The organism is Jhaorihella thermophila, from assembly GCF_900108275.1.
GTDB lineage: Bacteria > Pseudomonadota > Alphaproteobacteria > Rhodobacterales > Rhodobacteraceae > Jhaorihella > Jhaorihella thermophila.
Genome location: NZ_FNVD01000006.1, coordinates 209,264 through 225,149, shown reverse-complemented (window position 1 = coordinate 225,149; position 15,886 = coordinate 209,264). Strand labels below are relative to the sequence as shown.

Annotated in this window: 10 protein-coding genes, 1 tRNA gene and 6 pseudogenes; 12 read left to right on the top strand and 5 right to left on the bottom strand. The window is 67.1% G+C overall.

Features of this window, described 5'->3' with window-relative positions; genetic code table 11:
* Positions 1-187 (bottom strand): annotated as a pseudogene (locus C4S70_RS09585) (hypothetical protein); the annotation flags it as partial.
* Positions 188-305: 118 nt separating this feature from the next.
* A complete protein-coding gene (gene rpmG / locus C4S70_RS09580; protein WP_039682682.1) occupies positions 306-473 on the bottom strand; it encodes a 50S ribosomal protein L33 in 168 nt (55 codons plus the stop codon).
* 366 nt (positions 474-839) lie between these two features.
* Here rpmG and C4S70_RS09575 point away from each other — a divergent pair.
* From C4S70_RS09575 to C4S70_RS19525, 12 genes and pseudogenes are all read left to right on the top strand, one after another.
* Positions 840-1,070: pseudogene (locus C4S70_RS09575) on the top strand (transposase); the annotation flags it as partial.
* A 159-nt stretch (positions 1,071-1,229) separates the two neighbouring features.
* Positions 1,230-1,403: pseudogene (locus C4S70_RS09570) on the top strand (transposase); the annotation flags it as partial.
* Between the two features lie 425 nt (positions 1,404-1,828).
* The gene (locus tag C4S70_RS09565) at positions 1,829-3,298 is read left to right on the top strand and encodes an arylsulfatase (protein WP_235003781.1); all 1,470 of its coding nucleotides are present in this window, start codon (positions 1,829-1,831) and stop codon (positions 3,296-3,298) included.
* 182 nt (positions 3,299-3,480) lie between these two features.
* Positions 3,481-3,942 (top strand): alkaline phosphatase family protein, encoded by a 462-nt coding sequence (locus C4S70_RS09560; protein WP_104007884.1) that lies wholly within the window; start codon positions 3,481-3,483, stop codon positions 3,940-3,942.
* A gap of 14 nt (positions 3,943-3,956) precedes the next feature.
* Positions 3,957-4,951: pseudogene (locus tag C4S70_RS09555) on the top strand (AAA family ATPase).
* Between the two features lie 10 nt (positions 4,952-4,961).
* Positions 4,962-5,941 (top strand): annotated as a pseudogene (locus C4S70_RS09550) (DUF58 domain-containing protein).
* Positions 5,938-6,420 carry a DUF4381 domain-containing protein gene (locus C4S70_RS09545; RefSeq protein WP_104007883.1) on the top strand — a complete coding sequence of 161 codons (483 nt, stop codon included), beginning with the start codon at positions 5,938-5,940 and terminating at the stop codon, positions 6,418-6,420. Before C4S70_RS09550 ends, C4S70_RS09545 begins: the two are co-directional and overlap by 4 nt.
* Positions 6,417-7,400: a VWA domain-containing protein gene (locus C4S70_RS09540; RefSeq protein WP_104007882.1), complete on the top strand. Its 984-nt coding sequence runs from the start codon at positions 6,417-6,419 to the stop codon at positions 7,398-7,400. The genes C4S70_RS09545 and C4S70_RS09540 overlap by 4 nt, the downstream gene beginning before the upstream one ends.
* The gene (locus C4S70_RS09535; RefSeq protein WP_104007881.1) at positions 7,397-8,932 is read left to right on the top strand and encodes a vWA domain-containing protein; all 1,536 of its coding nucleotides are present in this window, start codon (positions 7,397-7,399) and stop codon (positions 8,930-8,932) included. Before C4S70_RS09540 ends, C4S70_RS09535 begins: the two co-directional genes overlap by 4 nt.
* On the top strand, positions 8,929-10,104 hold the full coding sequence (locus tag C4S70_RS09530; RefSeq protein ID WP_160114862.1) for a BatD family protein: 1,176 nt from the start codon (positions 8,929-8,931) through the stop codon (positions 10,102-10,104). The genes C4S70_RS09535 and C4S70_RS09530 overlap by 4 nt, the downstream gene beginning before the upstream one ends.
* A gap of 112 nt (positions 10,105-10,216) precedes the next feature.
* A complete protein-coding gene (locus tag C4S70_RS09525; protein WP_235003778.1) occupies positions 10,217-12,154 on the top strand; it encodes a multiheme c-type cytochrome in 1,938 nt (645 codons plus the stop codon).
* 303 nt (positions 12,155-12,457) lie between these two features.
* A pseudogene (locus C4S70_RS19525) lies at positions 12,458-12,664 on the top strand (IS256 family transposase); the annotation flags it as partial.
* A gap of 178 nt (positions 12,665-12,842) precedes the next feature.
* On the opposite strand, the gene C4S70_RS09515 reads toward C4S70_RS19525, so the two are convergent.
* The 3 genes from C4S70_RS09515 to C4S70_RS09505 form a co-directional block, all read right to left on the bottom strand.
* Positions 12,843-12,918: transfer RNA gene (locus C4S70_RS09515), tRNA-Ala, on the bottom strand.
* A 119-nt stretch (positions 12,919-13,037) separates the two neighbouring features.
* Positions 13,038-14,546 (bottom strand): heme biosynthesis protein HemY, encoded by a 1,509-nt coding sequence (locus C4S70_RS09510; protein ID WP_104007878.1) that lies wholly within the window; start codon positions 14,544-14,546, stop codon positions 13,038-13,040.
* Between the two features lie 10 nt (positions 14,547-14,556).
* Entirely contained in the window at positions 14,557-15,885 is a 1,329-nt protein-coding gene (locus C4S70_RS09505) for a COG4223 family protein (protein ID WP_160114861.1), read from the bottom strand.
* Position 15,886 lies beyond the last annotated feature (1 nt).

Below are 15,886 nucleotides of genomic sequence, written 5' to 3'. Positions count from 1 at the left end.
CGTGGAAGAAGCCGGGAAACATCTGCCCCAGCACGATCCCCGCCACGATGCACAGCGCAACCCAGAGGGTCAGGTAGCGTTCGAAGGCGTTCATGAGCGATGCTCCTTCATCCAGCGTCCGGTTGAGCCGCCCAAAGATGTGGCGACGGGCTCGCTTTTCCAGTTCTTCGGTCCATCGAACCGTCATTCGGACCGATCCGCCCGTCGGTGCGTCGGGCGCCGCCCTGTTGCGCCAAGCCCCGGACACGCGAAAAGGCCGCGCCACCCGGCACGGCCTATTCGGACATTCCGTCCGGCAAGGCAGATTACTTGATCTTGCCTTCCTTGTACTCGACATGCTTGCGCGCGACCGGGTCATACTTGCGCACAACCATCTTCTCGGTCATCGTCCGCGCGTTCTTCTTGGTCACATAGAAATGGCCAGTGCCTGCGGTCGAGTTCAGGCGGATCTTGATCGTCGTCGGTTTCGCCATCGGTTCTCTCCTGCGCCCGAAAAGGCAGGAGCCTTTCGGATGAATTCGTCTGAGGCTGCGCTTTTACCCGCAGCGGCCCAAGAGTCAACAGGCATCGGCCGCGAAATCCACGAAAATCGCGCCTCTGCGGCACAGAGACTTTTATCGGCGGCTCGAGGGGCTTGGTGGAGCCGATGTCCGCCAAACTACACTTCCAGAAGACCCTATCCGCCAATAATGTCAATAAAAAATCAGATCGTTAACATTCAAGAATGCTCCATTTGACCTGCCCCCAATGGTTCCTCATTCATAACGAGAGTCTGCGGGTTTGGATTTCATGATCCGCGGTTTCGGTTCGGGCAAGCGCGCCGGGCGCGAAGCCGTCGGATAGCTCAAGCGTCCGGCGCGCACGAGCGAAGCGACGACCGGGTGAACTACCGTCACGGTTACCGGTCCAGAGCTTGGGAGACCCGTGCAGGCAAGGTTGACATCAAGCTTCCCAAGCTTCGCAAAGGCGGCTACTTCCCCGAATTCCTGGAGCCGCGGAGGGCGGCGGAGAAGGCCATGACGGCCGTCATCCGGAAAGCCTATGTCCAAGGGCTCTCGACGCGCTCGGTGGCCGCGAGGTTCTCGCGCGAGCTCGCAGCTCGTCGCATGGATCGACCTGCCCGCACCTTCGCACTCCCCGTGCCTCTGTCCCGGATGCTCGCAGCATATACCCTGATGCGAGAAACGGGGCCGAACATCGGCACCGGGATCTTCATGCCGGTTTCGATTCCTCTCGAACGCCTGAACAAGGAGATCAAGCGCCGGACCAACGTGGTCGGGATCTTCCCCAACGAAGCTGCGGTCACGCGCCTCGTCGGCACCCTGATGCTCGAGCAGAATGACGAGTGGGCGATCACGCGACGATACATGACCCCGGAAACCGTCGCCGCCATCTGCGACTCTGACCCCATGGAGCCGGCGAAAATCGCCGCCCGGCAACTCCGGCCAAGCCAAGGCCGAAGAGCAAAGTTACACCATTTCCAGGGACACTATCTCGATCAGCGACGGCGAGATCGGTCCCTGCAGTCAATGGCTTGCGGCGCCGGATTACCGCCGCACAGTCACGGGGATCCCGTGGCGGTTTACATAATGCGGGCGGACCCTAAGCTGATTGGCAGCAACAGAGCGGTGGCAAGAAGTCGTCGGCAGTGTCGGTCAACCTGGCGGGTGCGTTGCGGTCGACGCTGGCCAATCCGCTAGTTCCCCCTGGGGGGGTGGCTGGCCTGAGAGAGAGAAAGGACCATTGTGTTTAGACCTTTGGGTAGGGTGCGCGCCGGTTTTGGCGCGATCGTTTCGTTTTTTTGTCGGCGATACTGGCTGTCCCGGCCTTGGCAACGACCGACAAGCCGAATTTCCTGATCATCTGGGGAGATGACATAGGCTGTTTCAAAACCAGTGCCTACAACCGGGGCATGATGGGCTATCGCACCCCGAATATCGACAGGATCGCAAACGAAGGCGCGCTGTTCACCGACTGGTATGGTCAGCAAAGCTGCACCGCCGGCCGCGCCGCCTTCATCACCGGGCAAAGCCCGTTCCGCACCGGATTGCTCAAGGTCGGCCTGCCGGGCGCCAAGGAAGGCATCTCCGAGAAAGATCCGACGATTGCGGAGCTGCTCAAGAACCACGGCTACATGACCGCGCAATACGGCAAGAACCACCTGGGCGACCTGGACGAGCATCTGCCGACCAATCACGGGTTCGACGAATTCTTCGGCAACCTCTATCACCTCAATGCCAAGGAAGAGCCGGAACATCCCGACTATCCCAAGGATCCCGCGTTTCACGAACAGTTCGGCCCGCGCGGCGTGATCAAGTCCTCGGCCGACGGACAGATCGAGGATACCGGCCCGCTGAACCGGAAGCGGATGGAAACCGTTGACGAAGAGGTCACCGCCGGCGCGATCGACTTCATGGAACGCGCGGCGGCGGCCAACAAGCCGTTCTTTCTGTGGTGGAACTCGACCCGGATGCATGTTCACACGCATCTGAAGCCGGAATCGCAGGGCGTGACGGGCCTGGGCGTCTATGCCGACGGCATGGTCGAACATGACGGCCACGTGGGCCAGCTTCTCGACAAGCTTGACGAGCTGGGCATCGCCGACAACACGGTGGTGATGTATTCCTCGGACAACGGGGCCGAGGTGTTCACCTGGCCCGATGGCGGCATGACGCCGTTCCGAAACGAGAAGAACTCGAACTGGGACGGCGGCTATCGGGTGCCGACGCTCATCAAATGGCCCGGCGTGATCAAGCCCGGCACGGTCTACAACAACGTGTTCTCGCACGAGGACATGCTGCCCACGATCATGAGCGCGGTGGGCGAGCCGGACATCAAGGAAAAGCTGATGAAGGGCTATTCCGCCAATGGGCGCGACTTCAAGGTGCATATCGACGGTTATGACCTGCTGCCCTATTTCAAGGGCGAAGTGGCGCAAGGGCCGCGCAAGGAATTCTTCTACTGGACCGATGACGGCGATCTGGCCGCTCTGCGTTACGGCCGCTGGAAGATGGTGTTCATGGAGCAGCGCGCGCATGGCTTCAGCGTCTGGGAAGAGCCGCTGGTGACGCTGCGCCTGCCCAAACTGTTCGACATGCGCGGCGACCCGTTCGAACGGGCCGATCACGAATCCGAAAACTACGCGCTCTGGCGGTTCAACCGCGCGTTCCTGGTCCTGCCGGCCGTGGCCTATGTCTCGCAGCACCTGGCGACCTATACCGACTTCCCCCCGCGGCAGGAGCCGGGTAGCTTCAACCTTGGCGATGCGCTGGAGAAACTGCGGAGCAACCCGAACTGAGGGTCATGTCGAATCTCTTCCAGCGGACCTATGGTCCGCCGGAAAGGGGCGCGCCGGCTGTTGCTGCATTTCCCGGGGCCGTCGCGGCCCGTATTGCAGGCGCTCGATAGTTGAAGGAACATTTCGGAATTTCAGGCAAATTTCGAACCCGGGTTTCGGCCGCCGTTGCAGTCGCGGCAGGTATGGGCGCGCCCGTCCTGGCGCAGTCCCTGCCGCACCATCCCCGCCTTGATCCGGAAATCACGGCGGACCGGCTGCGCGGCGACATGATCGCGCGTTATGGCGAGAGGCTGGGCGAGGGCGGCTTCGCCCGGTTGATGAAAACCGGCGCGGTTTTCGTCAACGCCGATCACCGCCACGCCAACAACGAAACCTTCGTCGGCCATGCAACGCTGTCCACCGGCGCCGATCCGGCGCCTCACGGCATGGTCGCGAACCTGCGGTGCGACGCCAAGACCGGGCAGCAGGCCCACAACGTGCAGGATCCCGATTACCCGCTGATCTTTGCCGGACCGGGCATCCGGACCAAGACGGCCGTGGGGCGGGTGGAAACGGTTGACATCGCGCCGCCCCTCGCCGCCTATCCGGGCATCAAGCCGCCCGGCGTCGCGGTGGGGGTGCCGTTGCCGGAGGTGTTCGGATGACGGAAATCGGCGACATGGACGGCGGCGATCCCCGCGCCTTGATCGACGCGCTGCTGGAACGGATGGGGCAGGCGATCATCGGCCAGCGTGACGTGACCGACATGCTGGTGATCGGCCTGTTGGCCAACGGCAACCTGCTGGTCGAGGGGTTGCCGGGTCTGGCCAAGACCCGCGCCATCAAGGCGCTGGCGAAGAACCTGGAATGCGATTTCAGCCGGATCCAGTTCACGCCGGACCTGTTGCCTTCGGACGTGACCGGGACCGAGATCTACTACCAGACCGACGCAGGATCCGAGTTCCGGTTCGCGCCGGGGCCGATATTCGCCAATATCGTTCTGGCGGACGAGATCAACCGCGCCCCCGCCAAGGTGCAGGCGGCGCTCCTGGAGGCGATGGAGGAACGCCAGGTCACGGTGGCCGGCACGACCCACAGGATGCCGCCGCTGTTCATGGTGATGGCGACCCAGAACCCGATCGAACAGGAAGGCACCTATCCGCTGCCCGAGGCGCAGATGGACCGTTTCCTGATGCACGTTCTCATTACCTGGCCGCCGGTCGAGGACGAGGTGCAGGTGATCCGGCTGGTGCGCGGAGAAGAGGCCGACGCCAACGCGTCCGGGGACAGGCCGAAAAGGCAACCGCCGCCGCCGATCCCGCAGGAGGCGGTGTTCCAAGCCCGGCGCGAGATCGCGGGCATTCACGTCTCGGACGCGATGGAACGCTACATGGCCGATCTGGTCCATGCCACGCGACAGCCGGGGTCGTTCGGCCCCGACCTTGGCCGCTGGATCGAGATCGGCGCCAGCCCGCGCGCGTCGCTGGCGCTGGACAGATGCGGGCGCGCCATGCCTGGCTGCGGAGGCGCGATTATGTCGATCCGCTGGACATTCGCGCCATCGCGCCCAACGTGTTCCGCCACCGGCTGCGGCTGAGCTTCGAGGCGCAGGGCGAAGGAGTGAGCCCGGATCGGGTGGTCGAGGAATTGCTCGCGCAGGTCGCGCTGATCTGAGGGGGCCGTGATGGAGGACCGCGCCGCCCGCATCCGCACCGCCACCCTGGAGGGCTTCGCCCGGCAGGAGGGGGTGGATCCGCGGGTGTCGGTGACGCTGGACCATCTGCGCGGGCTGGAGGGACGGGCGCGGGCGCTGAGCTTTCTGCCCCGGCAACCGGCCCGCAGCGCGTTGAACGGGCGGCACGCCTCGCGGATGCGGGGGCGGGGGCTGAACTTCGAGGAACTGCGCGGCTATCTGCCCGGCGACGACGTGCGCGCGATCGACTGGAAGGTGACGGCCCGCACCGGCAGCCCCATGTGCGCGTGTTTACCGAGGAAAGGGACCGCCCGGCGATGATCGTGGTGGATCAGCGCATGTCGATGTTTTTCGGCTCGGTGCTGAACATGAAGTCGGTGACGGCCGCCGAATGCGCCGCACTTGCCGCCTTTGCCATCCTCGATCAGGGCGACCGGGTCGGCGGCATCGTGTTCGGCGACGAAACCATCGCCGAGATCCGCCCGCAACGCAGTCGCGCGGCCTTGATGCGGTTTCTGACCGCGATTGCCGCGGCCAATGCGCTGCTGCGCGCCGACGCGCCCAACGTCCCGCCGCTGGGGCTGAACCGGGTGCTGCAATCGGTCATGCGCATCGCGCCGCGCAACCACCTGATCCTGGTGTTTTCCGATTTCGACGTGATCGACGACCTGACGCACAAGCTGATCCGGGGCCTGTCACGCCACAACGACCTTGTGCTGGGGCTGGTGTCCGACCCGATGGCCGACGATCTGCCCGAGGGGTTGAAACTGGTAATCTCCGACGGCGAATTGCAGGCCGAGATCGACACCGCCGACAGCTCGGTCCGTCGCGACCTGCGCGAAATGGCGCGCGGCCGGCTGGCCGAGGTGCTGGACTGGCAGAGGCGTCTGGGCGTGCCCGTGCTGCCGCTCAGCACCGGCAAGGAAAGTCTCGGCCAGATGCGCCGCCTGATGGGGTTGGGACCACGATGACGACCCCTGCCACGGCGCCGGCGGAAAGCCTGACCAGCCTGATCGCTCAGCTCGTTCCGCCCGCCGAGCCGCCCCCCGTTTCGATGATGCCGCAAACCGCCGGCTGGGCGGTGCTGGGGGCGGCGGCGCTGGCCGGACTCGGCTTTCTGGCGTGGCGGATGTGGCGCACCTGGCGGGCCAATGCCTATCGCCGGGCGGCGCTGCGCGCGCTGGGGCAGGCGGGGGGCGATCCCGCCGCCATCGCGGAAATCCTGCGCCGCGCCGCGCTGGCCGCCTATCCGCGCCGCGACGTGGCCGGGCTGATCGGCGAGGACTGGCTGGCCTTTCTCGACGAAACCGGCCCCGAGGCGGTCTTTGCCCACGGGCCGGGGCGGGTGCTGGCCATCGCGCCCTATCGTCCGGTCGAGGACGGCGGGCCGGCGCTGCGCGCGATTGCCGAGACATGGATCCGCCGCCACCGGCGGGAGGGGGGGAGATGATCACGCTGGCTCACCCCTGGGTTCTGCTGCTTCTGCCCTTGCCGTGGCTGGTCTGGCGGTTTGCCCCGGTGCATCGCGAGCGCGTGGAGGCGCTGCGATTTCCCTTCTTCCGCCGTATCGTGAAGACCGCCGATATCGAACCCGGCCCCGGCGCGGTGGTGCGGAGGCGCACCCGCGGACAGATGGCTGCGGCGATCGCGATCTGGGCGCTGCTGGTGCTGGCGATCGCTGGGCCGCAACGGCTGGGCGATCCGGTCGAAAAGGTCCGTTCGGCCCGCGACGTGGTGCTGGCGATCGACATTTCGGGATCCATGGACACGGTGGATTTCGCCACGCCCGAGGGCGACCTGCAGCAACGGCTCGCCGCGGTCAAGCAGGTGGTGCGCGACTTCGTGGCGCAACGCGACGGCGACCGGGTGGCGCTGATCGTGTTCGGCACGCGGGCCTTTCTGCAGGCGCCGCTGACCGAGGATCTGGACACCATCGCCGATCTGGTCGATCAGACCCAGGTCGGCATGGCGGGGCCGCACACCGCGCTCGGAGACGCCATCGGGCTCGCGATCCGCACATTCGAGGCCAGCGAGGTGGAGCAGCGCCTGATGATCCTGCTGTCGGACGGCGCGGATACGGGCAGCCGGATGAGCCCGCTCAACGCCGCCGAGATCGCCCGTGACCGGGGGGTGGAAATCCATACCGTCGCGGTGGGCGATCCCGAGGGCGGCGGAGAGAACCGGGTCGATACCCGGACCCTGCGGGACATCGCCGCGCGCACCGGCGGGCAAAGTTTCTTTGCCTCGGACACCGAGGCGCTGCGCGACACCTACGCGCAAATCGACCGCCTGACCCCGCGCCTGGTCGAGCGACTGAGCTATCGCCCGCGCACGCCGCTTGCGCATCATGTGCTGGCGCTGGCGGCGGTGATCGGCGTGGCGGCGCTGGGGCTGCTGACCGCGCGCAAGGCACGGAGGACGCGGGCATGAGCGACCCGTTCGGCGATCTGGCGCTGGCGCTCGGCGCGTTCCACCTGCTGCGCCCGCTGTGGCTGCTGATGCTGGTGCCGATCCTTGCCCTGTGGTGGGTCAATCGGCGCGCTGCCACGCGCGCGGCGGAACCGATGGATGGCATCGCCCCGCATCTGCGCGCCGCGCTGAGCGTGGGCGGCGGCGCCCGCCGCCGGATCCTGCCCATCGACGGGGTGGCACTGGTGCTGGGGCTGGCGGTAGTGGGCGCCTCGGGGCCCAGCTGGACCCGGCAAGCCGACCCGTTTGCCGCGCAGGCCGGTCCGCTGGTGGTGGTGCTGAAGGTGACGCCGTCGATGGCGTCCACCGATCTGGCCCCGACGCGGCTGGACCGCGCCAAGTTCAAGATCCGCGATCTGCTGGCGCTGCGGGCGGGCGCGCGCACGGCGCTGGTGGCCTATGCCGGCACCGCCCACCGCGTGGTGCCCTTCACCGAAGACGCCGGGCTGATGCAGCCCTATCTCGAGGGGCTCACGCCCGAAATCATGCCAGAGCCGGGGACGGATGCGGCCCGCGCCTTGGCCTTGGCCCGCGAGATGCTGGCCGAGGAGGAGGCGCCGGGCGGAATCCTGCTGGTGCTCGACACCCTCGACCCGGGCGGTGCCGCGGCTCTTCTGCGGAACGAAGAGGAGGGTTCGGCCATGGCGCTGGAAATGCTCCCCGCGGACGCGCCGCGCACCGAATGGCCGGGCAGGGCGACCGTGGTGCGGACCACCGCAGACGACTCCGACATCCGCCGGCTGGACCGCAGTTTCGAAGTGGACTTTCACCGGGCGATGCTGAGCAACGAGGATCTGCCCTGGGAGGATCGCGGCTGGTGGCTGGCGGTGCCGGCGGCCATCCTGACGCTGATCTGGTTTCGGCGCGGCTGGACCATGCACTGGGCGGTGGTGCTGGGCGCGCTGATCTTCACCCCTCCCGGAGCGGCGCGCGCAGACGGGATCGCCGACTGGTTCTGGACCCCCGATCAGCAGGGCGCGCGCGCCTATGCCCGGAACGACTTTTCGACCGCGGCGGATCTGTTCGTCGATCCGATGTGGAAGGCGCACGCGCTCTATCGCGCGGGTCGCTATGACGAAGCGATCGCGGTGCTGGAGCCGATGGAAACAGCGCAGGCCTCGTTCCTGCTGGGCATGACCTACATCAAGAACCGGCAATACCGCGACGGCGTGCGGGCCTTCGAAACGACGCTGGAGCGCGACCCGAACTACCCCGGCGCGGCCGAGAACCTGGCCATGGCGCGCCGCATCGTCGAGCATGTCGAGGCTGCGCGCGAAGCCTCGGACACGGGTGAGCAGTCCGGCATCGGGGCGGATGACGTTGTGTTCGACAACGAGGACAAGCGCGGTGCCGATACCACCACCGACCGCCAGCCGCGTGACGGCGGCGGTGGTCTGATGACGGCCGAGCAATGGATGAACACGGTCGAAACCAGCACCGGGGATTTCCTGAGAATGCGTTTCCAGATCGAAGCCGCGGAGGCCGGGAAATGATCCGCGCGCTTCTCTGTCTTGCGCTGCTGATCCTGGCGGGTTCCGCCGCCGCGCAGGATGCGGCCCCTCCGGTTGCCGAAGTGACCTTCGAGCAGACCGAAACCATCCCCGGCCAGGCGCTCGATCTGCGGGTGACGGTTCTGGTGCCGACATGGATGACCCAGCCGGTGGTGTTCCCCAGCCTCGAGGCCCCGAACCTGCTGGTCCGCCTACCCGGTCGCGCAACGGTGCCGATCAGCCGCAGGGTCGGCGGCGAGACATGGTCCGGCGTGTCGCGGCGCTATCGGCTGACGCCGCTGGTGGAGGGCAGCTTCACCGTGCCCGACCAGCCGTTGATCGTCACCTGGTCCGACCCCGACACCGGCAAGCCGCGGAAGGATACCGCGACGATGCCCGGCATCGCGTTCCGGGCGGTGCGGCCCGAAGGCACTGAAACGCTCGACCCGTTCATTGCCGCCACGGCGTTGACGCTTTCGCAAGATCTGTCCGGCGCCGAAGCGCCGCTGAAGCCCGGAGACAGCGTGACCCGTGTCGTGACCGCGACCATCGACGGGGCGCCGCCGATGCTGCTGCCCGCGCTCATCCCGTCAACGCCGGTTCAGGGCGTGGCGCAATACCCGGCCGAGCCGGTGCTGACCGAAGACGACGGGCCAGACGGAATCTCCGGCACCCGCCGCGAGAGCGTGACCTATCTGGCCCAGGGCGGCGGGACGGGCGCGGCGGCTCCGATCGAGCTGCGGTGGTTCAACCTGACCACCGGCCGGATCGAAACCGCCGGGCTGCCGGGGGTCGATCTGACGGTGGATGCGCCCGTCGCGTCCGGGTTGCGCAGTCTCGATCCGCGACTGGTGGCTGCCGCGGCGGTCGCCTCCGCTGCGGCGCTGGCGGCGATCCTGTTCGTCGCCCGCCGGCTGTGGCGGCGCTGGCGGCGGGTTCGGGCCGAGCGCCGCGCGCGCTATCGGGCCTCGACGCGGTGGGCGCGGAAGCAGGCCCTGCGCGCCGCCGCCGCGCGCGATCTGGATGCCACGCTGCGGGCGCTCGACCTCTGGGCCGGTCGGTCGGATGAGGATCCGCGCGCCGACCCCGCCTTTCGGGCGCATTGCTTGCCATCGGCGGAGCCTGTCACGGTCGCGCTGCGCCTCCCGACACCGATGCCGCCTGGCGGCAGTTGACGTCCGCCTTGCGCACCCATGGATCGCACCGCGCGGCCGGGCACGACGGTGTCGACCGGCTGCCACCGCTCAATCCGGCGCTTATGCCGGCAACCTCTCAGGGGAGCCCTCGATGACCCACCTGTTTATCATGTTGCCTGTCGTCGCAGCGATGCTCGCAACCACTGCCTCGGCCCAGCAGAAATCCACGGAGGCGCCGCATTACGTCGGCAGTGCATCCTGCGCCGCCTGTCACGCAACCGAATCCGCCGCCTGGGAGGGCTCGGACCACGCGCTGGCCTGGACCGAGCCTTCGCCCGATACCGTGCTGGGTGATTTCGACGATGCCGAGACCACGCTGGACGGCGCGCGGGTGCGGTTGTCAACCGAAGGCGGGGCATACATGGTCTCGATCACCCGGCCGGACGGGACCGAAGCCCGCTATCCCGTTCACTCGGTGGCCGGCGTGCGACCGCTGCAGCAATACCTGCTGGAAACCGAACCGGGGCGGCTGCAAAGCTTTGATCTGGCTTGGGATACGCGGGGGCAGCGGTGGTACGATCTCTACCCCGATCAGGATCTGAACCCCGGAGACGGGCTGCACTGGACCGGTCCCTACAAGAACTGGAACGGGCGCTGCGCGGAATGCCACGCCACCGGCTTCCGCAAGAACTATGACCCGCGGACGCGCCGCTATGCTTCCTCCCAGGCTGAGATGGGCGTGGGCTGCGAGGCCTGCCACGGCCCCGGATCGCGCCATGTGGACTGGGCCGAACGCAACCGGGAGACACCCGTCGCACCGCCCGAGCATTACGGGTTCACGATGGATTTCGCCACCGCCGGGACCGAGGCCCTGATCCAGCAATGCGCCGGCTGCCATTCGCGGCGCGAACCGCTGGGCGACGGCAACCCGCTGCCCGGCACCGCGTTCAGCGATGCCTATCGGCTGGTGCTGTTGCGCCCCGGTCTCTACCACGCCGACGGGCAGATCCTGGACGAGGTCTATGTCTACGGCTCTTTCCTTCAGTCGAAGATGTATGCCAGGGGCGTCGGCTGCATGAATTGCCACGAGCCGCATTCGGCGACGCTCAGGGCGCCGGACAACACGCTGTGCACGCAATGCCACTCGCCCGCCGGCAATCCGGATTTCCCGACTCTGCCGAAAAGGCTCTATGACGACCCGGCACACCATTTCCACGAAACCGGCAGTCCGGGTGCGCAATGCAAGAGCTGCCACATGATCGAGCGCACCTATATGGGCGTCGACGGCCGGCGCGATCACAGCTTCCGCATTCCACGACCCGATCTTGACCGGGTGACCGGGGCGCCGGATGCCTGCACGGATTGCCACGCCGACAGATCGCCGGACTGGGCGGCCGCGGAAATCGCCAAACGCCATCCGCGATCCGCCGCGCGCCCGCATTACGGGGTGACCCTGGCGCGGGGGCGGGCGGACCCACAGGCCGCGCGGACGGCCTTGCTGGATCTGGCGGGCGATACCGGCCAGCCGGGAGTGGTGCGCGCCACGGCCCTGTGGCTGGTGGAACAGCGGGCGGACAGGCCCGCCGCGGACCGCGCCGCGACGATGCTCGACGATCCCGATCCGCTGGTCCGGGCCGCCGCCATCGGCGTTCAGAAAGCCGCCGGCCAGCAGGACCGGGTGCAACGGGTTCTGCCGCGCCTGAACGACCCGGCGAAAATGGTACGCATTCAGGCCGCCAAGGCCCTTCTGGGTGTACCGATCGCGCACATGCCCGAAAGGATGGCCGCGTCCATGCGGCGGGCGATGTCGGAGTGGCAGAGGTCGCTGGTGGCGCGGGCGGATTTTCCCGAAACCCACATGGTGATCGGCGGCACCGCGCTGACGATGCGCAATACCCCGGCGGCGCTGGGGGCGTTCCGCGAGGCGGTCCGCATGGATCCGCAGCGCGAGGAAGCCTGGGTCATGCTCGCCCGGATCACCGCCGCGACCAAGGGGGGCGAGGCCACCAGGGCCGTTCTGGACCAAGCCCTTGCCGCCAACCCCGGGAGCGACGTGTTGACCCGGATGAGGGACAGCATCGGGCGCTAGCCGTGGAGTCGCATGAGGTTGTTCACATCCAGCCCTGATCGGCTGATGGGTGGTTTCCGTTTTGTCCCGGCGCGTAGGCTGTGCCAATTGCAATGATGCGGCCATCCGGGCAGTTCGGCCTTTCGCTGCTCTCAGATCCTATGGGAGCAGTGTCCCATCGGGTGGTGTAATTTCCGGCGGCAGCGCGGGCTGAGCGGAGCCTTCGCGTAGAAAAGCGAGGCCCGCGCGGGTCGCTTGGCGGCCATGGTTGTTCTTCGGCCAAGGTCAGGTTTGCCGACCGACGTTTGACCGAGGAGATCAACCATGACAAAGGCGAGCCTATCATGGACCGCAGTCCTGCACGCGCTTTGGTCTCAGTCGTCTGACACCCGGCTTTTGGCCAAGATGGCCGGCTTCGTCGCTGAGCGCCTCATGGCCCTGGACGTTGACCAGTGCCGTGGCGCGGGCGCGCACGAGCACAGCGCCGACCGGATGAACCGTCACAACGGATATCGGACCAGGGCTTGGGATGCCAATCAGCACGCAGACATGGACGCCGGTCCACATTCTGAGATTCGCAAGACGACAGAGGATGCTGCAGTCCCGCACGCTTGATCGATTTGCGGACACGAAAATGGTAGAAAAATGGATCTGCGTATTTTTTGCACAAAGAATTTTCGCTTGTAATCAATTTTTGATTCTTGGCGATTGGTGGAGCCGAGGGGAATCGAACCCCTGACCTCGTCAATGCGAGCGACGCGCTCTCCCAACTGAGCTACGGCCCCAATCCGACAGGCTAAATGCGAATTTTCGGCCGACTCGTCAAGAGGCCATGTACAGTTCATGCCCGCCACTGGTGCGGATTTTCGCCGCAGTCGGTCGGAATCGAATTCCCGCGCGCCGGTCAACTCGCCTTGGCGACCGTGGGCTCCTTACTTTCCTGATCCGTCTCGGCTTCGCCCTCTTCCGGCGGTTCGGGTGCGACATCGACGACCGCGCCCTCCTCTGCCGGTTCCTCGGCCTTGCGCTCTTCGAGCGCGCCGACGATCAGCGGCAGCATCTGCGCGCTGGTCGCGCTGACCGCCTCGGGCGTGGGCGGGGTGGTCCAGGAGAGCGTGTCGAAGGCACCGCAATGTTCGCAGACCGGACCCCATTCGGCATTGATCTGGTGGCATTTGCCGCAGACCCATTGCGGCCCGCGCGGCGCGGTCAGGGCGCGCGCCAGCCAGCCCTTGACCACCGTATCGGGCGACCCCTCGCCGCGCTCGATCGCCGCCATCAGGGTATAGACGCGCGCGTCGCCGCCCTTTTCCGCCAGATCGCCCAGAGCGCGGCGCGCCTCGGGGAAGTCCTCGGCCACCACGTTCAGCTCGGCCATCAGCAGGCGGGTTTCCGGGTGGTGCGGGTGGATCTTCGCCAGCGCCCCGAAACGCTTGATCCGCTGATCGGGCGTCTCGTCCGGGGCGATCTCGGCAAAGGCGGCGGCGAGGTCGGGATGCGGCTGGGCCTCCCATGCCTTGCGGATGACCTTGGCGGCCGTGCGCGGGCTGCCCATCGCGATATGCGCCCGCGCCGCCATCACCGCGGCAGGCACCAGATCAGGCGACAGCTTGTTCGCCTCGATCGCCTTGTCGCGGGCCACCGCCGAACCGGGGTCGGACTTCTCCAACTCCATCGCCTCGGCCAGCGCCAGAACCGCGTCGCGGCGCTTGTAGACCTCGCGCGGCAAGAGCCCGGCGCGCTGCCGCGCCTTCAGGGTTCTGCGCGCGCCGGCCCAGTCATGCGCCTTGGTCTGCAGCTCCAGCAGAACCTCCTGCGTCTCGGCGTGCTGCGGTTTCAGTTCCAGCGCCTTTTCCGCCAGCTTGCGCGCGGTTTCCGTATCTCCGGCCGACAGGCGTTGCCGCAGGATCCCGCGAATTCCGATGAATTTGGTTTCCGGGTCCCTGATGAGCTTTTTGTAGGCGTCTTCGGCCTTGCGCGCATCGCCGGCCGCCTCGGCCGCCTGCGCCACCAGCAGATTGGTCAGATCCGGCTTGCCCAGAAGTTTCTCGGCCTTGGCCGCGCGAGTCAGGGCCTTGCGTCCCTCGCCCGAAGCGAGCGCCTTCATCGCCTCGGTCAGGGCCTGATAGCCGCGCCGTTCGCGCCCCCGGTCGAACCAGCGGGAAATCGCGGTTTCGTCACCGTTGAGGAACTTGATGACCGCCACAAGCAGGCCCAGCAGCTTGAACCCGATCCAGATCAGCGCCACCAGCACCAGCAGCGCGATGACCGACTGCAGGGGGCCCAGGTTGATCTCGTATCCGGCGGCGGTGATCTGCATCCCGCCTTCGGCTTCCATCAGATAGCCCGCACCCAGCGCCGCCAATGCGACGATTGCGACGAAGGCGAGGATCTTGATCAGTGACCACAGCATGGGATGCCCCTCAGTTCGTGTTCAGGCTTTGGATCAGGTCGTCCACGGCGGCAATCGCGGCCTGCCGCGTGCGAGCCTGGGCCAACCAGTCGGACATGGCGTCCCTGGCCGTCTGTGGCAGGGCATCCAGTTCGGCCAGCGCCCGGTTCAGATCACCCCCGGTCAGAGCCGCCTCGGCGCGCGACAGGATCGCATCCGCGTCGTCGCCGGCACGCGGCTTGACCGAGCGCAGCCCCAGCTGACGTTCCAGAAAGCTGCGGACATCGCCCCTGCCTTTGGCCTCTTCCCGCACGGCGGCCAGAGCGGCGCGCGCGGCGGGCGGAAAGCCTTCGCGCAGCGCGGCAAGACTGGGCACGCCGGTTTCAGCCTGTTCGGACAAGACTGCGGGGATGGTCAGCCCGGCGGACTCCAACTCCGACAGGATCGGCGCGTAGCCTTCGCCCGCCGCGACCGCCGTGGTCAGCCGGGCCAGCACCGCCCGGGTCGCGGCGCGGCGGGCTTCGGCCTGCGCCTGCTCTTTTAGCGCGCGGGCTTCGGCCTCCTTGGCGCGGGCAGCGGCGATCATCTTGTCCACCTCAGCCCGCTGGGCGGCCAGGGATTCCCGCAGGGCCTCCAATTCGCGCTCGTAGGCGGCAACGACTTCGGGCGCGACATTCTGCGTCACGGGACGCTTTTCCACAGCCGTCAGACGGGCCTCAAGATCGTCAAGCCGGCCTTCGAGCGCGGCAAGGGTGCCTGACAGGTCGGCAATCTGCCCCGGCAGGGGTTCGATCCGGCCGGCCAGTTCGTCAATGCGGGTCTGCAACGGCCCGAGATCCGGCGTGGTCGGGAGCGCCTCAACCTGTCCACGAAGGTCGGCAAGCGCATCGGCCTGTTCCTTCAATCCCGCCTGTAGCGGCGCGACCAGTTCCGCCGGGTCGGCGCGGCGCAGCGTCTCGGGCAGCCAGGGGTCGATCACCGTGGTGCGGGCAGCGAAAAACCCCAGAGCCGCCGCGATCACGCCCCCCAGCAGAGCCGCACCGAATCCGCCCCGCTTTTCGACAACGCGCTCGGTCGGAGGCCGCGCGGCGCTGGGCTCAGGCTCAGGCTCAGGCTCAGGCTCAGGCTCAGGCTCAGGCTCAGGCTCAGGCTCAGGCTCAGGCTCAGGCTCAGGCTCAGGCTCAGGCTCAGGAGAAACGTCCCCTGTCACCTCTTCGCCTGCAACGGTTTCTTCCGAGGCCGGTGTGTCGCCGTCCGTTTCGGCAGAGGGCTCTTCCGCCACGGACGCATTCGGCGCCTCGCTCTCGGCCTTGGGCGTTTCCTGTTCGTTTTCCGTGCCGGGTTTTGATTCGTCCGCCACC